The sequence below is a fragment of the Nocardiopsis aegyptia genome, assembly GCF_013410755.1.
In the GTDB taxonomy this organism is placed as follows: domain Bacteria; phylum Actinomycetota; class Actinomycetes; order Streptosporangiales; family Streptosporangiaceae; genus Nocardiopsis; species Nocardiopsis aegyptia.
The window spans coordinates 1,114,905-1,135,338 of record NZ_JACCFS010000001.1; the positions used below are offsets into that span (position 1 = coordinate 1,114,905).

The 20,434-nt window shown below is 74.3% G+C and carries 18 protein-coding genes; 4 read left to right on the forward strand and 14 right to left on the reverse strand.

The features are described from left to right. Positions 1–10 precede the first annotated feature (10 nt). The gene (locus tag HNR10_RS05115; RefSeq protein WP_179821246.1) at positions 11–1,375 is read right to left on the reverse strand and encodes an aldehyde dehydrogenase family protein; all 1,365 of its coding nucleotides are present in this window, start codon (positions 1,373–1,375) and stop codon (positions 11–13) included. Positions 1,376–1,474: 99 nt separating this feature from the next. Next, positions 1,475–2,836, reverse strand: a complete 1,362-nt coding sequence (locus tag HNR10_RS05120; RefSeq protein ID WP_312889123.1) for a glutamine synthetase family protein — start codon at positions 2,834–2,836, stop codon at positions 1,475–1,477. A 234-nt stretch (positions 2,837–3,070) separates the two neighbouring features. On the opposite strand from HNR10_RS05120, the gene eat reads away from it, so the two are divergent. Further along, on the forward strand, positions 3,071–4,528 hold the full coding sequence (gene eat / locus HNR10_RS05125; protein WP_179821250.1) for an ethanolamine permease: 1,458 nt from the start codon (positions 3,071–3,073) through the stop codon (positions 4,526–4,528). A gap of 166 nt (positions 4,529–4,694) precedes the next feature. After that, on the forward strand, positions 4,695–5,444 hold the full coding sequence (locus tag HNR10_RS05130; protein WP_179821252.1) for a FadR/GntR family transcriptional regulator: 750 nt from the start codon (positions 4,695–4,697) through the stop codon (positions 5,442–5,444). A 58-nt stretch (positions 5,445–5,502) separates the two neighbouring features. Here the strand turns inward: HNR10_RS05130 and HNR10_RS05135 are convergent, their stop codons facing one another. After that, on the reverse strand, positions 5,503–5,946 hold the full coding sequence (locus tag HNR10_RS05135; RefSeq protein ID WP_179821253.1) for a cupredoxin domain-containing protein: 444 nt from the start codon (positions 5,944–5,946) through the stop codon (positions 5,503–5,505). A gap of 167 nt (positions 5,947–6,113) precedes the next feature. Next, positions 6,114–6,578, reverse strand: coding sequence for a cupredoxin domain-containing protein (locus HNR10_RS05140; protein ID WP_179821255.1), 465 nt, complete (start codon positions 6,576–6,578; stop codon positions 6,114–6,116). 237 nt (positions 6,579–6,815) lie between these two features. Between HNR10_RS05140 and HNR10_RS05145 the strand changes: the two genes are divergently transcribed. Continuing rightward, a complete protein-coding gene (locus tag HNR10_RS05145) occupies positions 6,816–7,208 on the forward strand; it encodes a DUF2267 domain-containing protein (RefSeq protein ID WP_179821257.1) in 393 nt (130 codons plus the stop codon). A 64-nt stretch (positions 7,209–7,272) separates the two neighbouring features. On the opposite strand, the gene HNR10_RS05150 is transcribed toward HNR10_RS05145, so the two are convergent. Both HNR10_RS05150 and HNR10_RS05155 read right to left on the reverse strand, forming a co-directional pair. Further along, positions 7,273–7,932 carry a dienelactone hydrolase family protein gene (locus HNR10_RS05150; protein ID WP_179821259.1) on the reverse strand — a complete coding sequence of 220 codons (660 nt, stop codon included), beginning with the start codon at positions 7,930–7,932 and terminating at the stop codon, positions 7,273–7,275. 48 nt (positions 7,933–7,980) lie between these two features. Beyond that, the gene (locus tag HNR10_RS05155; RefSeq protein ID WP_179821261.1) at positions 7,981–8,610 is read right to left on the reverse strand and encodes a phosphoribosyltransferase; all 630 of its coding nucleotides are present in this window, start codon (positions 8,608–8,610) and stop codon (positions 7,981–7,983) included. Between the two features lie 201 nt (positions 8,611–8,811). Between HNR10_RS05155 and HNR10_RS05160 the strand changes: the two genes are divergently transcribed. Beyond that, on the forward strand, positions 8,812–9,177 hold the full coding sequence (locus HNR10_RS05160) for a VOC family protein (RefSeq protein WP_179821262.1): 366 nt from the start codon (positions 8,812–8,814) through the stop codon (positions 9,175–9,177). 30 nt (positions 9,178–9,207) lie between these two features. Here the strand turns inward: HNR10_RS05160 and HNR10_RS05165 are convergent, their stop codons facing one another. From HNR10_RS05165 to HNR10_RS05200, 8 genes are read right to left on the reverse strand one after another with little or no spacing between them, the layout of a single operon-like run. Further along, a complete protein-coding gene (locus HNR10_RS05165) occupies positions 9,208–9,645 on the reverse strand; it encodes a carboxymuconolactone decarboxylase family protein (RefSeq protein ID WP_312889124.1) in 438 nt (145 codons plus the stop codon). Next, positions 9,642–12,155, reverse strand: coding sequence for an AMP-binding protein (locus HNR10_RS05170; RefSeq protein WP_179821264.1), 2,514 nt, complete (start codon positions 12,153–12,155; stop codon positions 9,642–9,644). The genes HNR10_RS05165 and HNR10_RS05170 overlap by 4 nt, the downstream gene beginning before the upstream one ends. Then, positions 12,152–14,083, reverse strand: coding sequence for a CoA transferase (locus HNR10_RS05175; RefSeq protein WP_179821266.1), 1,932 nt, complete (start codon positions 14,081–14,083; stop codon positions 12,152–12,154). The genes HNR10_RS05170 and HNR10_RS05175 overlap by 4 nt, the downstream gene beginning before the upstream one ends. Next, complete coding sequence (locus HNR10_RS05180; RefSeq protein WP_179821267.1) at positions 14,074–15,681, reverse strand: class I adenylate-forming enzyme family protein; 1,608 nt, start codon at positions 15,679–15,681, stop codon at positions 14,074–14,076. The genes HNR10_RS05175 and HNR10_RS05180 overlap by 10 nt, the downstream gene beginning before the upstream one ends. Then, positions 15,678–17,057, reverse strand: coding sequence for a protoporphyrinogen/coproporphyrinogen oxidase (locus HNR10_RS05185; protein WP_179821268.1), 1,380 nt, complete (start codon positions 17,055–17,057; stop codon positions 15,678–15,680). Before HNR10_RS05185 ends, HNR10_RS05180 begins: the two co-directional genes overlap by 4 nt. Continuing rightward, on the reverse strand, positions 17,054–18,046 hold the full coding sequence (locus tag HNR10_RS05190; RefSeq protein ID WP_179821270.1) for a UbiA family prenyltransferase: 993 nt from the start codon (positions 18,044–18,046) through the stop codon (positions 17,054–17,056). The genes HNR10_RS05185 and HNR10_RS05190 overlap by 4 nt, the downstream gene beginning before the upstream one ends. After that, a complete protein-coding gene (locus HNR10_RS05195) occupies positions 18,043–19,194 on the reverse strand; it encodes a DegT/DnrJ/EryC1/StrS family aminotransferase (protein ID WP_179821271.1) in 1,152 nt (383 codons plus the stop codon). Before HNR10_RS05195 ends, HNR10_RS05190 begins: the two co-directional genes overlap by 4 nt. After that, a complete protein-coding gene (locus HNR10_RS05200; protein WP_312889125.1) occupies positions 19,191–20,402 on the reverse strand; it encodes a DegT/DnrJ/EryC1/StrS family aminotransferase in 1,212 nt (403 codons plus the stop codon). The genes HNR10_RS05195 and HNR10_RS05200 overlap by 4 nt, the downstream gene beginning before the upstream one ends. Between the last annotated feature and the right edge of the window lie 32 nt (positions 20,403–20,434).

Below are 20,434 nucleotides of genomic sequence, written 5' to 3' on the forward strand. Positions count from 1 at the left end.
GTGCGCTCCCTCAGGTGTCGTCGGAGACGAAGACGGTCTTGGTGTCGGTGAAGGCGTCCAGCGCGTCGGGCCCCAGCTCACGGCCGATGCCTGACTGCTTCATGCCCCCGAAGGGTGTCCAGTAGCGCACCGCCGAGTGCGAGTTGACGGACAGGTTGCCGGCCCGGACCGCGCGCGAGACCCGCAGCGCGCGGCCGACGTCGCGGGTCCACACCGATCCGGCCAGGCCGAAGTCGGAGTCGTTGGCGATGCGCACGGCGTCCTCCTCGGTGTCGAAGGGCAGGACCGAGACCACGGGGCCGAAGATCTCCTCCCGGAAGGCGGGCTCGCCGGGGTCGGTCGTGGTCAGGACGGTGGGCGGGAACCAGAACCCGGGACCGTCCGGCGCGCTACCCTGGAAGGCCACCTTCGCTCCGTCGACGTAGCCGGCGACGCGGTCGCGCTGGGCTGCGCTGATCAGGGGGCCCATGTCGGTGGCCGGATCGCCCGGGTCGCCGACGGTCACGGCCTCCACGGCCGGGCGCAGCAGGTCCATGAAGCGTTCGAGGACCGGGCGCTGGACCAGCAGCCGGGAGCGGGCGCAGCAGTCCTGGCCCGCGTTGTCGAAGACCCCGCCGGGGGCGGCCGCGGCGGCCTTCTCCAGGTCGGCGTCGGCGAAGACGATGTTGGCGCTCTTGCCGCCCAGTTCCAGGGTCAGGCGCTTGAGCCGGTCGGCGGAGGCCGCCATGATGCCTCGCCCCACCCGGGTGGAGCCGGTGAAGGCGATCTTGGCGACGTCGGGGTGGCGTACCAGGCGGTCCCCTGCCACGGGCCCGGCGCCGGGCAGGATCTGCAGGACGCCGTCGGGCAGCCCGGCCTCGCGGGCCAGCTCACCGATGCGCAGGGCGGTCAGGGGTGTCAGCTCGGCGGGTTTGACGACCACGGTGTTGCCCGCGGCCAGTGCCGGGGCGGCGCCCCAGGCCAGGACGGGCATGGGGAAGTTCCACGGGACGATGACGCCGACCACGCCGAGCGGTTCGGCGAAGGTGACGCTCCACCCGCCGGGGACGGGGATCTGGCGTCCGGCGGCGCGTTCGGGCGCGCCCGCGTAGTACTGGAAGACGTCGCGGGCGTTGCCGGCCTCCCAGCGGGCCTGGCCGATCGGGTGCCCGGCGTTGCGCACCTCCAGGCGGGCGAGTTCCTCACCGTGTTCGTCCAGGGCGGCGGCGACGGCGCGCAGCAGGCGCGCGCGCTCGCCGGGCGCGGTGTCCCGCCAGGCCGGGAAGGCCGCGGCGGCGCGGGCGACCGCCGTGTCGGTCTCCTCGGCCGAGGCCAGGCCGACGGTGGCCAGGACCTCCTCCGTGGCCGGGTCGACCACCTCGTGCTCGGTCCCCACTGTCTCCCCCTGTTCGTCGGTGCGGTCGTGCGGTTGTGCGGGCGCACGGGCGTTCCGTCGCGCGTCGGTGCGGGCGCTGCGCGGTGCGGCCGCGCGGCGTCACATCCGCTCGAAGCCGCGGAACATCTCCCAGTCGGTGACGGCGGCCTCGAAGGCGGCCAGCTCCACCCGCGCGTTGTGGGCGTAGTGCTCCACGACCTCCTCCCCGAAGGCCGTGCGGGCCAGCTCGCTGCCCTCCCACAGCTCCAGGGCCTCGCGCAGGGTGGTGGGAACCGTGGGCAGCCCGGAGGCGTAGGCGTTGCCGGTGAGGGGCGCGGGCGGCTCGATGCCCTTGTCCACGCCGTGCAGTCCGGCGGCGATGAGGGCGGCGGTGGCCAGGTAGGGGTTGACGTCGCCGCCGGGGACGCGGTTCTCCAGCCGCAGCGAGGGTCCGTGGCCGACCAGGCGCAGCGCGCACGTGCGGTTGTCGGGCCCCCAGGCGACGGCGGTGGGGGCGAAGCTGCCCGGGACGTAGCGCTTGTAGGAGTTGATGTTGGGCGCCAGCAGCAGCGTGAACTCGCGCAGGGCGGCGAGCTGGCCGCCCAGGACCTGGCGGCCCACCGCGGACATGCCGCGCCCCTCCGCCATGACGGGAGTGCCCTCGTCGTCGCGCAGGGACAGGTGGATGTGGCAGGAGTTGCCCTCGCGGTCGTTGGGCTTGGCCATGAAGGTGAGGGACATCCCCTCCTGGGCGGCGATCTCCTTGGCGCCGTTCTTGTACACGCTGTGCTGGTCGCAGGTGCGGACCGCCTCGGCGTAGCGGAAGGCGATCTCGTGCTGGCCCAGGTTGCACTCGCCCTTGGCCGACTCCACGTACAGGCCGGCGCCGGTCATCTCCCTGCGGATGCGGCGCAGGAGGGGCTCGACGCGGGCGCCGCCCAGGACGGAGTAGTCGACGTTGTACTGGTTGGCGGGGGTGAGGTCGCGGTAGGCGCGGTTCCAGGCCTGCTCGTAGCTGTCTCGGTAGACCACGAACTCCAGCTCGGTGCCGACCAGGGCGTGCCAGCCGCGTTCGGCGAGCCGTTCGCGCTGGCGGTTGAGGATCTGGCGGGGCGAGGCGGCCACGGGGCTGCCGTCGTGCCAGGTGAGGTCGGCGGTGACCATGGCCGCGCCCTCGGCCCAGGGGGTGCGGCGCAGCGTGGACAGGTCGGGGACCATCGCGAAGTCGCCGTAGCCGGTCTCCCAGGAGGACATCGCGTACCCGTCGACGGTGTTCATGTCCACGTCCACGGCCAGCAGGTAGTTGCAGCCCTCGGTGCCGTGGTCGAGGACCTCCTCCAGGAAGAAGCGGGTGGACAGGCGCTTGCCCTGGAGCCGGCCCTGCATGTCGGTGAAGGCCACCAGGACGGTGTCGAGGGTGCCCTCGGCCGCTTCGCGCCGCAATTCGTCCAGGGACAGTGGGGGGCCGCCGTGCTCGTTCACCTGGGACTCCTTGTCCGCGCCGTGTCCGGCCACCGACGCCTTTGGTTTGGTCTCAGACCATTCATCGGTCATGCAACCAGCGAGGTACCCGCCTGTCAATAGCGTGTTACTCCCCTTGACAGCTCGGACCCGACCGGAAGACCATCTCCGGTAATCCAAAAGGACTGGCGATGAACCAATAAGAGCATCGTTGGTCCTGCCAGGCCACGGGGCAACCGAACCGAGGGAGCGCCCATGTCCGACACCAACGACCGCCCGGTCCAGATCCAGGGGGCCGAGTACGCCGCCGCCGGGGACGACTACCTGCGCCGGCGCCAGCTCAGACGCGGGGCCGCCGGCTGGGTGCTGCTCGCCGGACTGGGCGTGGCCTACGTCATCTCCGGCGACTTCGCCGGCTGGAACTTCGGCCTGGCCGAGGGCGGCTGGGGCGGTCTGCTCATCGCCACCGTCCTCATGGGCGCCATGTACCTGTGCATGGTCCTGGGGCTGGCCGAACTCGCCTCCACCCTGCCCACCGCCGGAGCGGGCTACGGCTTCGCCCGGCGCGCCCTGGGGCCGCTGGGCGGCTTCGCCACCGGCACCGCCATCCTCATCGAGTACGCCATCGCCCCCGCCGCCATCGCGGTCTTCATCGGCGGCTACGTCGAGGCGCTGGGCCTGTTCGGGCTCACCAACGCCTGGCCCGTCTACCTCGTGTGCTACGCCGTGTTCGTCGGCATCCACCTGTGGGGCGTGGGCGAGGCACTGCGGGTGATGTTCGTGATCACCGGCGTGGCTCTCGTGGCGCTGGTCGCCTTCGCTGTCGGCATGGTCCCCCGCTTCGACGCCGCCAACCTGTTCGACATCGAACCGACCTCCGCGCTGGGCGCCAGCGCCTTCCTGCCCTACGGATTCGCCGGCGTCCTGGGCGCCTTCGTCTTCGGTATCTGGTTCTTCCTGGCCGTCGAGGGCGTGCCGCTGGCCGCCGAGGAGGCGCGCGAACCGCGCAAGGACATGCCGCGCGGCATCATCGCGGCCATGTGCGTGCTGATGGTGACCGCCACCGCCATGCTCGTCCTCGCCCCCGGCGGCGCCGGCGCCGCCGCCCTGGCCTCCTCGACCAACCCCCTGCCCGAGGCGCTGCGCGAGGCCTACGGCGGCGGCACCGCCCTGGCGAGCTTCGTCAACTACGTGGGGCTGGCCGGACTGGTGGCCTCGTTCTTCTCCATCATCTACGCCTACTCCCGCCAGCTGTTCGCGCTGTCGCGGGCGGGCTACCTGCCGCGCCGGCTGTCGGTGACCGGCAAGCGCCGCACCCCCTACCTGGCCCTGATCGTGCCGGGGACGATCGGGTTCCTCCTCGCGGTGACCGTGGCCGACGGCGACCGGCTGATCAACATCGCCGTGTTCGGCGCCACCGTCTCCTACGTGCTCATGATGGCCTCGCACATCGTGCTGCGCCGGCGCGAACCCCACCTGGAGCGCCCCTACCGCACCCCCGGCGGCGCGGTCACCACGGGCGTCGCCCTCGTGCTGGCGGTGTGCGCCCTGGCCGCCACCTTCTTCGTGGACATGGTCGGGGCAGCCGTCACCGCGGCGATCCTGGCGGTGTTCCTGGCCTACTTCTGGTTCTACTCCCGCCACCGCCTGGTGGCCGACGCCCCCGAGGAGGAGTTCGCACTCATCGAGGAGGCCGACTCCGAGCTCAAGTGAGCCGGAGCCGGGGTCGGCCCCGCCCCCTCCCCGACCGCTGGTGAGGGGGCACCGCCACGCCGACCCGCCGCGCCGACCCGCCCCGACGCCCGGGGCGGGAGGGCGCTCCACCGGACAGGCCCTAACCTGAGGGAGGCAAGAGCGTCACCGAACGTGGAGGGCACTGGTGGTCAGGACCAACGCCGAGCCCGACGCCGACGCCGGGCCGGCCGCCGAGGCCGTCTTCCGCCCCGTCCGGGCGGGCAACGCCTTCGAGGAGACCGTCGAACGGCTCCTGTCGGCGATCAAACTGGGCGTGGTCGCGCACGGCGACCGCTTCCCCGCCGAACGCGAACTCGCCGGCCGCCTGGGCGTCAGCCGCATCACCCTGCGCGAGGCCATCCGCGCGCTGCAGGAGGAGGGCTACGTCGAGTCCCGGCGCGGGCGTCTGGGCGGCACCTTCGTCACCTACGTACGCCCCCGCCCCAGCCGGGCCGAGGCCCGCCGCGTCCTCAAGGACATGCACGTCGACCTCGACGACCTGCTCACCTTCCGCCGCGTCCTGGAGACCGGCGCCGCCGTCCTGCTGGCCGAGACCGGTCTGACCCCGGACCAGGACCGCCTGCTCACCGAACGGCTGGCGCGGGTCGACGACGCCGAGGTCGACGACTACCGCCGCACCGACACCGTCTTCCACCTCACCATCGCCGAACTCACCGGCTCGCCGTCGCTGTCCTCGTCCCTGACCGAGGTGCGCATGCGCGTCAACGACCTGCTCGACGCCATGCCCATGCTCGTCAAGAACCTGGAGCACAGCAGCGCCCAGCACCTGGCGATCGTCGAGTCGATCCGCTCCGGCGACCCCGAGGCGGCCCGGCTCGCCGTACGCGAACACCTGGAGGGCAGCGAGGCCCTGCTGCGCGGCTTCCTGACCTGAGCGCCGCCGGGCGCGGACCCTCGTCGGTCGGCCCCGCGGCCGGCTCGGCGGTCAGCGGTCATGAGACGGTGACGTCGACCTCCATGCCCTGCTCCCGGTGGTCGCCGACCGAGCAGTAAAAGGTGTACTCGCCCGGTTCCAGGGACACCGCCCCCTGAGCGCTCTCCCCCGGAGCCGTCACCGGGATCACCTGCTCGTCACCGAGCTCCTCCACGACCAGGTCGTGCCCCATCGTGCCGACGTTCTCGAAGTCGATCTCGATCGTCCCGGCGGGCAGACTCGTGGGGATCCCGTCGAAGGTGTACTCGTCGGCCGCGACGCTCAACGGCTCGGCGGCCGAGGTGTCACCGGGCTCCTGGGTCTCCACCGGCGGCTGCATCTCCTCGGTCGCCTCCGCCGTCGCCTCCGGAGACGGCTCCTCCGGCCCGGCCTCACCGCCCCCGCAGGACGACAGGCCGAGCGCTCCGGCCACCACCAGGACCGACAGGGTCAGACGGGACATGGGCACGGTCTCCTTCGACGAACGACGGTGAGCCCCGGGCCGGTCACCCCCCGGAGCGGACGGATCACACACCGCCCCCACCCAGGTCTACCGACACGGCGCCGCTCCCCTCCGGACCGCCACGCCGTCGATCCCGCGCCGGTCCGCGCCGCACCGGCCCGCCGGGCTCACTCCGCCGTCACCGTGATCTCCATGCCCCGCGCCCGGTGATCGCCGACCGAGCAGTAGAAGGTGTACTCACCCCGCTGGAGCAGGGCCACGCGGCCGGCCGCGCTCTCGCCCGGCGCCGTCTCCGGGACGACCACCTCGTCACCGAGTTCCTCCAGCACCAGGTCGTGCTCCACCGAGCCGGTGTTGTCGAGGACGAACTCGACCGTCCCCACGGGCAGTGTCTCGGGAAAGCCCTCGAAGGAGAACTCCTCGGCGCTCACGTGCACCGTCCGCGCCACTTCCCCGCCTTCTCCTTCCCCGTCGGACTTCTCCACGTTCGGCGTCTCCTCGGGTCTCTCCACCGCGTCGGGCGTCTCCACCTCCCTCTGGTCGTGAGCGCTGTCCCTCGAACACGCGGCGGGCCCGAGCAGGCCGCCCCCGAGCAGAACCGCGGCCAGCACCGCGGCGGTCACACGTGACATGGATCCGTCTCCCCCGATGGTTCCGAAGTGAGCGCTCCCGACCGGCCGCGCCCTCGGCGAGCACGCCACGAAGCGGGCGCGGCCACGCGCGCCGGTGCCCTCAGGCCTACCCGGACCGCGACCGCCCTGTCAGCAGCGCCACGCGGACCGACCAGGGATGATTCGCCTCCGTCCGACCGGGGCACGGTCCTAGGACAACGACCACGCCGCTCATCCACCAACGGTGAGGAGGCCGACATGAAGTACGACGAGTTCCTCAACAAGGTCCGTGAACTGGGCGAGTACGCCGACCGCGACGAGGCCGAACACGTCGCGCACTCCGTGCTCGGCACGCTCGCGCCCCGACTGCCCGCCGATGGGGTGGAGCACCTGGCGGCTCAGCTGCCCGAACCGCTCACCGAGCCGCTGCACCGGGGCGAACTCGAGAACGCCGAGTCCTTCGGCGTGGAGGAGTTCCTCGACCGCGTGGCAGCCGCCACCGGAGCGCGGCCCATGACCGCCGAGTGGGACGCCAGCGCCACGCTCACCGCCGTCGCGGAGAACGTGTCCGGAGGCGAGCTCAACCAACTGCTCAGCCAGCTCCCCTCCGAGTTCGCGACCCTGTTCGGCCACCCGGAGCTCAGCGGCTGATCCGATCCGGCCCGCCGGCGACCGGTCGCCGGCGGGCCGTGTCCTGTCCACCGCACGCGGCCGGTCACTGCCCGTCCGCACCGAACGTGAGCAGAAACCACTCGGCGGCGGCGTCGGAGACCTCCTCGATCGCCCCGCGTTCCTCGAACAGGTGCGTGGCGCCGGGAACGACATGGATCCGGTTCGGTGCCGAGAGCCGGTCCGCGGCCTCCTGGTTCAGCTGGAGGACCTCCGGGTCCGCGCCGCCGACGATCAGCAGCGTCGGCGCCTTCACCAGTTGCAGCGCCTCCGTCCCGGCCAGGTCGGGGCGGCCGCCGCGCGAGACGACACCGCGCACCCGGTCCGGGCGCTCGGCGGCGCTGCGCAGCGCCGCCGCGGCCCCCGTGCTCGCGCCGAACAGCCCGACCCGCAGGTCCGCGGTCTCCTCCTGTGTGGCCAGCCAGTCCACCGCTCCGGTCAGCCGGCGGGTGAGCAGACCGATGTCGAAGCGCTGCTCCGCGGTGAGCTCGTCGACGCGGCCCTCGTCCGGGGTGAGCAGGTCGAAGAGCAGGGTGGCCAGCCCCCGCCGGTGCAGCTCCTCGGCCACTGCCATGTTGCGCGGGCTGTGCCGCGAACTCCCGCTGCCGTGCGCGAAGACCACGATCCCCGTCACGCCGGGGTAGGTCGCCAGGTACCCGCCGACCTCCACACCCGCGGTCGCCACGGTCACCTCGTGCATGGTCATGGTGCACTCCCCTCGTCAGGACCGCCGCTCATCCGGAACCGCCGCTCATCAGGCCCGCTGAAGGATCCGACGCACCTCGGCGTCGTCGACCTGGGGGAACCTGTCGTACCAGAGGCTCACGGCCCGGAAGTCGGGCGGTGTGGACAGGCACACGACCCGGTCGCACACCTCCTCCAGCGCCGTCACCGCGTCGGGCGCCCCCACCGGGACCGCCAGGACGACCGAGGAGGCGGCCGCGCGTTCGCGCACCTCGGACACGGCGGCCAGGGCGCTCATGCCCGTGGCCAGGCCGTCGTCGACCACGATGATGTCGCGCCCCTCGATCTCCGGTTCCGGCGCGTCACCGCGGTAGGCCGCCACCCGCCGCCGGGCCTCGGCCTGCGCGTCGGCCACCCGGCCCGCCAGGTCGCCCTCGGTGACCCCCAGCGCGACCAGCACCCGCTTGTCGAACAGGGGCGGCCCCTCGGCCGTGGTCGCGCCGATCGCCGCCTCCGGGTTGCCGGGGGCACCGATCTTGCGGACCACGATGACGTCCAGCGGCGCGCCGAGCGCCTGGGCGACATGCTCGGCCACGGGCAGCCCGCCGCGCGGCAGCGCCAGCACCAGCGGTCGCTCAGGCTCCAGTTCGGCCACCGCTCCGGCCAGCCGCCCGCCGGCCTCTCCGCGGTCTCGGAACACCGTCCTCACCCCATTCGCCGTCAGCACACGACGACCGGCGGGGGCCGGGCCGTGCCGCCCCTGTTCGGCCGGATCAGTGTCGTGCACGAGCCCTCACCAACGCGCTACCCGAACCTCCTCCGCGCACACCTGCCCGACCGGCGCCGGGGACACGCCCTCCGATCGCACCCGTCTGTCACGACCATCGGGCACCATGCCCCCATGACCGAGCACCAGCACCACGCCATCGACTACGTCGAGATCGCCGCCACCGACCTGGAGCGCGCCAAGCGCTTCTACACCGACGCCTTCGGGTGGCGGTTCAACGACTACGGCCCGCAGTACGCGGGGATCCAGAACCCCGCGGGCCCGGACGCCCCCGAGGCCGGCGGCCTCACCACCTTCGGTGAGGTCCGCGCCGGGGGCCCGTTCGTGCTGCTGTACTCGACCGACCTGGACCGGTCCGTCGACGCCGTGCGCGCCGCCGGGGGCACGGTGGTCAACGGGCCCTACGAGTTCCCCGGGGGCCGCCGATTCCACTTCACCGACCCCAGCGGCAACGAGCTGGGCGTGTGGTCCCCCGCCTAGGGCGGCGGGCGGACCGCACCGTCGGCACCGTCAGCCGGGCGGGCGCAGCGCGGCGGCGACCGCCACGCGGTTCCAGGTGTTGATGGCGGCGATCACCCACACCAGGCCGGCCAGACCGGCCTCGCCGAAGTGCGCCCGGGCCGCGGAGAGGACGTCCCCCGGGACTCCCGAACCCGGGATCAGGGTCATCGACTCGGTCAGTGCCAGCGCGGCGCGCTCCGCCCCGGTGAACAGGGCGCTCCCGCGCCAGTCCGCGAGCGCGTCCAATCGGTCCTGTCCCTCTCCCGCGTCCCGGGCCGCCCGGGTGTGCATGTCCAGGCAGAAGTCGCAGCCGTTGATCTGGGAGGCCCGGATGCGCACCAGCTCGCCGAGCACGGGATCCACCCCCTCGCGTGCGGCGGCGTCGAACTTCGCCATCGCGGGGTAGACGTCGGCCACCGCCGTCAGGTCGACGCGCGGCGCCCTCACGCCGCCTCCTCGGGACGGCGGCCCTGCACGGAGTAGATGACACACGAGCTGGCCCTGAACGCCGGATCGGCGAGCAGCGCGCGGACGTCGGCGAGCTGCTGGTCGGTCATCCCCTCGCGGACGAACTGGTCGCGCAGGTGCCGGGTGTGGTGGGCGATCAGGTGCACTCCCGGCGAGTCGGCGTCCCACAGCTCCAGCCTGGGCCTGGGGTCGACGTCGGTCAGTCCGGCCCGGCCCATGGCCGCGGCGGCCTCGCGCCCCCAGGCCGGGTCCGCTCCGGCGCGGTCCATCACCCGGATCTTCGCCTCCAGGAACGTCTCGTAGAGCTTGCCCGCCTCACGGTCGGGCATCAGCAGCCCCGGTCCGTAGGTGATGTCGAACTCGTCGAGCTGGAGCACGCCGCCGGGTTTGAGCGCGCGCACCAGGCGGTCCAGCACCGCGATCCGCTCGGGCAGGTGCAACAGGACCAGCCGGGAGTGGATGAGGTCGAACGCCGCCTCGGGCAGCGGGTCGCGCACGATGTCGTGGCTCAGGACCTCCAGCCCCGCCACGGCGGGAATGCGTTCCGGCTTGATGTCGGTGGCCGTCACATGTCCGGTGGGGCCGACCCGCCGGGCGAGCCACGTGGCCACGCTGCCACCGCCCGCACCGACCTCCAGGCACCTCCAACCGGGTCCGACGCCGGTCTGGGACAGGCGCTCGGTGGTCATCGCGTCGTAGGCCGCGGCCAGGAACCGGTGCTGGTCGAAGGCGTGCTCGCTGTGGTTGTCGAAGACGTAGCGCGAAGCGTCCGCGCGACCGTCGGGCGCGGGGGTGGTGGACTGCACGGGATCCTCCTCGGATGCGTGGGGCGGGTGTTGGGGCTCGGCCCCCGCGCGGGCGGCCGCCATGCGGGTCAGGGTGGCGGTACAGACCTTGCCCGTGGGGCCGAGCGGGAGTTCGGGCAGGACCAGGAAGCGTTCGGGCAGTGCTCGGCGGTCCAGCCCGCGCTCGTGGAGCAGGAAGGCGGTCAGGGCGGCCGGGTCGGGCGGGTCGGCGGCGCTCCTGGGCACGACACAGGCGCACAGGCGCTCGCCGAGGTCGGGGTCGCGGACCGGGACGCAGTGGGCGTCGGCGACACCGGGGTGGGCGCTCAACCCGCGCTCCACCTCGGCCGGAGAGAGGTTGACGCCGCCGCGGATGACCACGCGCCTGATGCGGTCCAGGACCCAGAGGGTCCCGTCCTCGTCCATCCGGCCCAGGTCGCCGGTGCGCACCCACCCGCCGGGGGCCCGGCGGGCGGCGTCGAGTTCGGGCGCCGCGACGTAGCACAGCGGGCTCATCGGGCCCAGGGCCCAGATCTCGCCCGTGCGGCCCGCCGGGACGGGGTGGCCCCGGTCGTCGCGGACACTGATCTCCGCCACGTCGGGGTCGGGCCGCCCGGCCAGTCCCGGTGTCCAGCGGTCGGGGTCGCGCCCGGTGTGGCAGTTGACCCCGTCGGTCGAGCCGTAGACGTTGACGACCGGTCGGCCGAAGCGCCGGGCACAGGCGTCCCGGACCTCCTGGAGCAGCGGTGCCCCGCTGGCCACGACCACACGCAGCGACGACAGGTCCCTGTCCCCCGCCGACGGGTGTTCGGCCATGCGGCGCAGCATCGTGGGTACGCCCGTCAGATGGGTGGGGCGGTGCCGCTCGACCGCCTCCAGAGCGGCCTCGGCCTCGAAGCGGGGCAGCACCACGAGCGTGCCGCCGTGCCGGGCCAGTGTCACCGGAACGCCGCACGATCCGAAGGAGGACGCCAGGGACACCAGCACCAGGTTGCGTACCGGACCGGAGCCCGGGTGCAGTGCCGCCACGTAGTTGCCGCGCCCGCCCGCCATGGCGTTGTGGGAGTAGGCGACCATCGCGGGCGCGGCCTCCGATCCCGAGGAGACCAGGATGCGGGCGGGGGCCTCCGGATCGGGGCTCGCGGGACGCCGGCGCGCCACCCGTGCGGCATCGGGCGCGTCCAGGGAGCGGGCTCCGGGGACGGCGCGGCCGAAGGTCCACAGCTCACACCGGGGCGGCAGCGCTTCCCGCCGCGCACCCCCGTCGACCGTGCCGGGACCGGTGACGAGCGCCGCGGCGCGGGCGCGTTCCAGCAGCTCCGTGACGCCGCGCCAGGGCCGGCCGTCGGGGATCGGCAGGGCCACGGCCCCGATCGCGGCGATGGCCAGTTCGGCCACGACCGCCTCGCGTCCGTTGGGCAGCAGGACGCCGATGATGTCGGCCCGGCCGCGTCCGGCCTCGGACAGGGCGGTCGCGGCGCGGCGCACCGCCGCGTCCAACCCGGCGTAGTCGAGGGTGCCCGCCGCGTCGATCACCGCCGCGCGGCCGGGTGCGTCGCGCACGTGCTCGCTGAACAGCGCGTACAGGTCCCGGCCGGGGCACACCCCCCGCGCGGTCCAGCGCGAGCGCAGTGCCCGGGGGACGCGGTCGGCCAGGACCACCCCGTTGGCCGAGGTCCAGGGAGCCGGTACGGGTGTCTTCACGAGGCCTCCTTCGCAGGTCGGCCCGCGGCCGGCTCGAAGGTCCACGGCGCACGGCTGAAGGCGGTGCCCGCGGCCGCGCCCGTCTCGAACGCGGGCGCGAAGGCCGGGTCCGCGGCCATGGCGGCGAGGTCGACCGTCACGGACGCCCCCGCGGAGCGGTCGCCGGCGCGCCGCCGCGGGGCGGCGGCGTCCCCGTTCCCGGTGGTGTCACCGTTTCCGGCGGCGTGGCCTTTCCCGAAGGCGTCCCCGTTCCCGGTGGTGTCACCGGTGCGGGACCCCCGGACACCGCCCGTGGGCGGCGCTGGGTCACGGGGGTGGGCCGAGGCGCGCAGCAGGCGGGCGGCGTCGACCAGCGCGGTCTCACTCCGTACACCCGTGCCCGTACGCGCCAGGGCCAGCAGCGCCGCGACGGCCCCCTCGGCGCCGATGATGCCGCCCAGCACGTCCGTGATCGTCATCAGCGAGGGCGCCGCGGGTCCACCGGGCCCGTTGACCAGCGCCGCCACCCCGCTGTGCGCCTGCACCAGGAAGTCGGTCCCCAGGGGCTGGGGCGCGGGGAGGGCGTCGGCCCACCCTCCGGTGTGCACGTGGACCAGCGACGGGTGGTCGGCCGCCAGGACGTCGGGGCCCAGGCCGAGCCGGTCGGCCCGGCCGGGCGGCCAGTTGTGCAGGAACACGTGCGCCGACGCGATGAGTTCGCGGGCGGTGCGGCGTCCCCGGTCGGTCTTGAGGTCGGCCTCCACGGCGTCCTTGCCGCGGTTGAGAGCGAGGAAGCGCGCGGAGTACGGACCGGCCATCGGCGGGACGCCCCGCATGGGGTCGCCGCCCGGCGGTTCGACGCGGACCACCTCGGCGCCGAGCAGGCCGAGCAGGTGTCCGGCGAGCGGTCCCTGCACCCGGGTGGTCGCCTCCACGACCCGCAGCCCGGCCAGCGGGGCGCGCTCGCCCGGGGCCAGCGGCGGCAGCGTCTCCCCGGTGGAAGGGCCGCCGTGGGCGCGCAGCCGCCACGGGGAGTCCGGCGCGGGTCCGTCCGGTGCGTCCGCCCCGCGCACCGCCACCGCGCTGACGCCGGTCTCGCGCGCCGCGTCGAGCACGTGGGCGAAGTCCAGCGCGGCGACCGTGTCCCCCAAGGCGGCGGGCAGGGCGCACGTGGCGGTGGCGAAGCGCTGCTGGAACGCGGGCCACCCGGCGGCCACCGCGCCCGAGGAGGCGCCCAGGCGGGTCCACAGCCGCCACCACGCGTCAGCGTCGAGCGTCTCCAGTTCGAAGAGCACGCCGTCGGCCGAACGGAACGGCGGAGTGCTCCGGGCGCCGTGCCTCGGGGCCGGGCGGGCGACCGCCCCGGGTCCGGCGTCGGTGGTGGGGGCGGTGGCCGCCGCGACGTACTGGGTCAGTGAGAGCAGCGCCGCCTGGGCGACCGACGTGGTCACCGACAGTGCCGCGCCACCGCGTGCGCGCGCCAGGGCCGCGGCGGTGACCGACTGGGCGGCGAGCACCCCGGCGCACACGGAGGCGAAGTCCACGCCCAGGGTGCGCGGGGCACCGACCGCCCGCCCGTGCACGTGTGCGATCCCGCAGGCCGCCTGGACGTCGCTCTCGCCGTGCAGGGGCACGGCGACCGGGCCGGACCAGGAGATCCGGCACTCGGGCGCGGCGCCGTGCGACGCGAAGGGCGGCCCCGTCAGGCCGATCCATCCCGTCGGAGCTTCGCGCGGCGGCGGGTCACCGGACTCCTCGACGGCACAGCCCAGTGCGCGCAGCCGCTGCACGGCGATCCGCAGCGCCGGGGAGCCGCCGCGTGTGCGCGCCCGCTGCCCCGCCAGGGGCGGTGCGGCCCCGGACGGCGCACGACCGGCCGCGGCACGCGGCGCGGCCGGCTGCGCGGGGCGTCGCCCGGCACCGGGGGTGCGGTCCGTCCTCAGGTCCATCGTCCCGTCCCATGGGTGTCGGGTGCCGCGCCGATCCGGTCGCGCAGCACCGACCGGCGCACCTTGCCGGTGCCGGTCCGCGGCACGTCGTCCCACGCCATCACCACGGGGTCGGCCAGAGGCGGCAGGTCGGTGACCGCGCGCCGCCACGCGGACAGGTCGAGCGCACCGTCCTCGGTCACCGCCACGGGCAGGGAGGGCAGGCCGGGCCGGCCCAGGACCACGCACTCCAGCACCTGCGGCAGGCGGTCGGCGACGACGTCCTCCAACTCCAGGCAGCTGCCCTCGGGAATGGCGTCCACCTCGCGGTCCACGAGCCGCACGCTTCCGGTGCGGGTGAGGGCGCCGAGGTCGCCGGTGTTCCACCACTGGCCCACCCACTTGGACCGCCAGCGCTCCTCCTCGCCGACGTAGCCCAGGCACAGGGCCTCGCTGCGACAGAACACCAGGCCCGCGTCCCCGCGGGGCACGGGCCGCAGGGTGCGCGGGTCGACCACCCGCAGACTCGTCCGGGTGGGAATCGGACGGCCGATGTCACGTGTGGTGGGGTGGCGTCCGCGCTCGGCCGCCATGGCGCGCCGGGTCAGGAAGCGGAACGTGAGCGGGCCGGTCTCGCTCTGGCCCCAGCCCTGCATCCAGACGGGGTGGCGGCGCCGGGTGGCGTTGAGGAAGGCGCGCACGGTGGGCGGGTGCATGGCGTCGAAGGTGCTGATGAAGAGCCGCACCCGCTCGAACGGTCCGCCCGGCCCCCCGGTCCGGTCCTGCCAGCGCACGTAGGTCGCGGGCTGCGCCTCGAACGTGGTGGGCCTGTGCCGCTCCAGGAACGGGCCGGCCTCGGCCCAGTCCGAGGACGAGACCGCCAGGAGCCGGGCGGGGGCCAGCCAGAGCACGCTCGCGGTCCAGGCGAGCGCGCGACCGTGCGCGAAGGAGACGGCACCGGCCACCGTGTCGTCGGGCCGGCTGCCCAACAGCGGCCAGCGGTGCGCCTCGAAGCCGGCCAGGCGCCGCATGATCGTCCGGGTGGAGTGCACGACCAGCTTGGGAACTCCGGTGGTGCCGGAGGTGTGCATGACGGCCAGTGGCGCGTCCAGGGGCGGGCGGCGCGGCGGCGGAGCGGCGGCTCCGCGCACGTCGTCGGTGGACAGCGCGCCCTCCGCCGTGCCGTCCACGACCAGGGTCCGGGTGGCGAGGGAGGCCAGGTCGGTCCCGCCCTCCCGGCACGCCGCCAGCAGCGCGGTGTCGGTGACCAGCAGCGCCGGTTCGAGTCGCTTGAGGAGGGTTTCCAGGACGGAGGGGTCCAGGTGCGCGGACAGCGACGCCGGCACCGCTCCCACGCGCGCGGCGGCACAGGAGAGCACCACGTAGTCCCAGTGGTTGCGCTTGGCGATCGCGACGCGGTCGCCCAGCCCGACCCCGGCCGCGACCAGCCAGCCGGCCACCTCGGCCACGAACTCGGCCAGGCGCGGAACGTCCAGGTCGCCGCCCAGGTCCGGCGCGATGTCCATGGGCCGGCTGAGATGCACGGCGGTGCCGTGGCCACGCGCGGCCAGATCGTCGAAGAGGGTGCCCAGGTGGATGGGTTTGGTGAAGGGTGTCATCGTTCCTCGTGAACAGTCGGTCGGGCGCCCGCGCGTCCGGAGGGGGCCGCGGACCGGGACAGGTGGCCGAGCACGCGGTCGGCGGCCAGGGCGGCGGAGGAGACCGCTCCCTCGCTGCACGGGCGCAGCGCGATCCAGTCCCCCGCGTACTCCACCGGTGCGGCCGGGCGGTCGGCGAAGGCCGCGCGCGCCGCCAGCGCGCGGGGCGTCGCCTCGGGCAGGCCGTACCGGAACCGGTGCACGTGCACGCTCCGGACACGGGCGGACAGGCCGGGGACGAGGCGCTCGGCACGGGCGAGCAGGCGCTGCGCCACGTGCGCGTCGGGCATGTCGAGGAGCTCCGCGGTGCCCTGGGGCGAAGCGACGAGCGAGACCAGTCCGCGGCCCGCGGGGGCCCGGCCCGGATGTTTGTTGTGGTCGACGGTGATCACGTTGACCAGCGGGTCCTCGTGGGCGGGGACGAGGGTGGCGAAGCCGCCGCGCACGCCGCGCGGGGCCGCCGGCCGGTCCAGGACCAGGCTGAGGCGCAGCATGGGCGTGTACCCGCACGCCCGCAGGTAGGCGCGCTCGACCGGGGACGCCTCGGTGTACAGTCCGGCCGCCACCGGGGCGGGTACCGCCAGGACCGCCGCGCGGGCGGTGACCTCGCCCTGGGGCGAGGCCAGGCGGACCCCGCCCCGGTCGGCGTTGACCGCGGTCACGGTGTGCCCGGTCCGCACGTCGAGCCGGTCGGCCAGTGCCCGGGCGAGGGTGTCCATGCCGTCGCGGTAGGTGTGCCAGTCGCCGGTGCTGCCCGAGGCCGCCAGGTGCGCGGCGAACGGCGCGGCGGCCGAGCGCTCGGCGTCCCAGCCGAAGAAGCCGGCGGCCAGCGGCCGGATGAGCCGGTCGCCCAGCTCCGGGTGGTAGTCGCGGAGCAGGTCGGCGACGGTGGCCGCGCCCAGGGGCGAGAGTTCGGGACGGTCCGGATCCGGTCCGGCGCGCCGCACGGCGGTCAGGAGGCGCAGCAGGTCCGCCCTGGCCCGTACCGACAGGCCGGCACCGGTGAGCAGGCCCAGGGGGCGGCCCGCGCGGGGGCGGGAGCGGCCCGCGTGCCAGACCGAGAGGGCGCCCCGCACCCGCGGTACGGCTCCCCGGCTGCCGTCGAGGCCGAGTTCGCGGATCAGCCGCCAGGTGGCCGGGTAGCCCCGGGCCGAGGGCAGCATCTCCGCCCCGGTGTCGATCAGGAATCCGTCGGAGCGCAGGGTGCGCATCCGACCGCCGACCGCGTCGGCGGCCTCCAGCACGCGCACCGAGTACCCGGCGCGGGCCAGGTGGTGGGCCGCCGCCAGTCCGGCCACACCCGCCCCGACCACCGCCACGTCCGGTGCGGGGCTCACCCGACGGTCCCGGCCAGGAGCGGGGCGACCAGGTTCGCGCTGATCAGCAGGACCACCGTGACCCGGTGGGTGTGGATGGCGATGCGGCGGGCGCGCAGGATGTCGTCGCGCACGAAGCCGATCCACAGCTGGGTCAGGCGCATGGCCAGGATGGGCACCAGGGCGATCGGGAACCACCAGGGCGCGATGCCCAACACGGTGGAGCCGTGGATCAGCATGCTCTCGACGGCGGTCATGGTGATGATGAACGCCGTGTTCAGGCGCGGGGGCACGATGGCGGCGACGGTGACGCGTCCGGCCCCGCGGTCGCCCTCGATGTCGTTGGTGTTGGAGTAGAGCCCGAAGACCATGGGCCCGAACCCGAACAGCAGGGCCTGCACCACGACGAAGCCGGTCACCTCTCCGGTGAGCAGGCCGTAGGGCACCAGCACCCAGCCGATTCCCAGGCCGATCAGGAAGACCTCCTGGAACCCCCGGTAGCTGATCTTGAGTCCCCAGGAGTACTGGATGGACGCGGCCACGCACACGGCGGCGAGGATCAGGGCCCACAGCGGCCGGTGCGGTGCCACGGCCACCACCAGGGCCCACAGCGCGACACTCGCCACGGTCGCCCACCGGGCGAAGCGCAGCGCCTGCGGTTCGGTGAGCGTTCCCGCGACCAGGGGTTTGCGCGCCAGGCGGCGCCTGGCCGCGTCCGACCCGTAGTTGGCGGCGTCACTTCCGTCCCGGTACCCGGTGACGTCGTCGAAGGCGACCATGGCGGCCACCACGGCGATCTCCGCCGCGAGGATGAGCGCGAGCAGGCCGAGGGCACCCGGTTCCCACCGGGCGGCGGGCACCAGCATCGCCCACACCAGCGGAAGGCCGATGTAGTAGTCGTAGATGTCGAGCTTGGCCAGGCGCGCGTAGGCCGCCGCGGTACCGCGGGCGGGAGCGGGTGTGGGAGCGGGTGCCGCACCGTCCGGCCTGTGGGTGATCTGGTCGGTCATGGCGTCTTCTCCCTGGAGGCGGCGAACGCGCACACGGTGTCGGCGATGTGCTCCACCTGGGCGTCGCTCAGATGCGGGTACAGCGGCAGGGCGAGGTTGCGCCGGGCGGCCGACTCCGCGTGGACGGGGCGGACGCCGCCGGCGGCGTAGGGGACGAACGCGGGCTGCTCGGGCAGGGCCCGGGGGTAGTACACGTGCGAGTCGACGCCGTGGGCGGCCAGGTGGTCCACGAGGGCGTCGCGCCGCTCGGCCAGGACCGCGTACACGTAGTGGCAGCGCCCGTCTCCGCCCACCGGCGGCGCCACGATCCCCCGGTCGGCCAGGGGCGCGAAACGGTCGGAGTAGTAGCCGGCGATCTCCGCGCGCCGGGCCAGGCGGCCGGGCAGGCCGGCCAGGCGGCGCAGCTGGAAGTCGGCCATGACCTCGTCGAAGCGGCTGTTGTAGCCGACGCGGTGGTGGCGGAAGCGGTGGACTCCGTCCTGCCCGTGGTTGCGCAGCATGCGCACGTCGGCGGCCAGCGACGTGTCACCGGTGACCACCGCACCGCCCTCGCCCGGCATTCCGAACGTCTTGACCTGGACGAAGGAGTAGACGCCCGCGTCGCCCCACAGGCCGGCGGGACGGCCGCGGAGCGTTCCGCCCTGGGCCACCGCCGAGTCCTCGACCAGGCGCAGGCCGTGGCGGTCGGCCAGCGCGCGGAAGGCGGGCATGTCCGCCATGACGGAGAACATGTGCGCGGGCATCAGTGCCTTGGTCCGCTCGGTGATGAGCGCCTCGGCCGCCGCGGGGTCCGCGGTCAGGGTGCGCGGGTCGATGTCGGCGAAGACCGGACGGGCACCGCGGTTGGCGACCGTACTGGCCAGGGGCGCGCAGCCGAAGGCGGGCACCACCACCTCGTCGCCCGGCCCCACGCCCATCGCCGCCAGGATCAGGGTGAGGGCGGAGGTCCCGCTGGAGCAGGCGACGACGTCGGCCGCGCCCAGGTCCTCGCGCAGCGCGCGTTCCAGGCGCGCGGTGCGCTCCCCGAGGATGAACTTCTGGTCGGTGCCCGTACCGATCGAGTACACCGCGTCCAGCAGGGCCGCGCGGTCGTCCTCGAACAGGTCGGGGGGAAAGAAGCGGATGGTCTCGGCGGTCACCGCGGTCACCGTCGCCTCCCGGTGAAGAAGTCCTCGATCCCGTCGCACACCCGGTCGACGTCGGCGTCGGCCAGGTCCGCGTGCAGGGGCAGGGCCAGGGCCGCCGCGCACGCCGCCTCGGCGCGCGGGAAGTCCCCGGGCCGGTGTCCGAGGTGGGCGAAGCAGGGTTGCAGGTGGAGGGGGGTGGGGTAGTAGACCTCGGTCGCGATACCCCGGGCGCCCAGGTGCGAGGCGAGGGCGTCGCGTTCCTCGACCTCGATGAGGTGGACGTAGCTGACGCGGTTTCCGCCGGGGTGGGGCGGCACGTCGCCCGGTACCGCGAGCACACCGGGGACCGCGCGCAACCGCTCGTCGTAGCGAGCGGACAGCTCGGCTCTGCGGGCGATGTCGTCGTCGAGGCGGCCCAGTTTGGCGAGCAGGACGGCGGCCTGGATGTCGTCCATCTTGCTGTTGTAGCCGGAGTGGACCGTGGGGTTGGAGATCCCGGGGAAATGGTCCAGCGTGCGGCCGCTCCGTCCGTGGTGGCGCAGGGCCCGCGCGGTCTCGGCGACGGTGTCGTCGTCGGTGAGCAGCGCTCCGGCGTCGCCGATGGCGCCCAGGGTCTTGGCCGGGAAGAAGGAGAGCACACCGCCGGCGCCCAGCAGTCCGGCGTGCGTGCCGTCCTGACGCATGCCGACGGCCTCCGCGCTGTCCTCCACAACGGTCAGTCCGCGCCGTCGCGCGACCTCGTGCACGCCCCTGATGTCGGCCAACCGGTCGAACAGGTGCACAGGCATGACCATGCGGGTGCGGGGCGTGGCCACGGCGTCGACGGAACGCGGGTCGATCCCGTATCCGCGCTCCTCGATGTCGGCGAAGACCGGGACGCCCCCGGCGAGCACCACGGAGGTGGCCGTGGCGACGAAGGTGTAGGCGGGCACCACGACCTCGTCACCGGGCCGCAGGCCGGCCGCCCGCAGGAGCAGGACCAGGGCGTCGGTACCGGAGTTGACGCCCACCACGTGGGACGCGCCCGTCCAGCGCGCGAGTGCGCGTTCGAACTCGGCGACGCCCGCTCCGTGGGAGAACTTGCCCCTGTCCAGCACTCGCGTGCAGTGGGCGCGGATCTCGGGCCACAGGCGTGCGAACGTGGCGGCCTGTGTGAAGAAGGGGACCGGAGCGGCCCCGGACCCGTCGCGGGACAGGGTCTCCTCGGAGGGTGGGAGTGTTCTCTCCACGGTTCCATTCCTGTGCGTGTCGAGCAGCGGAG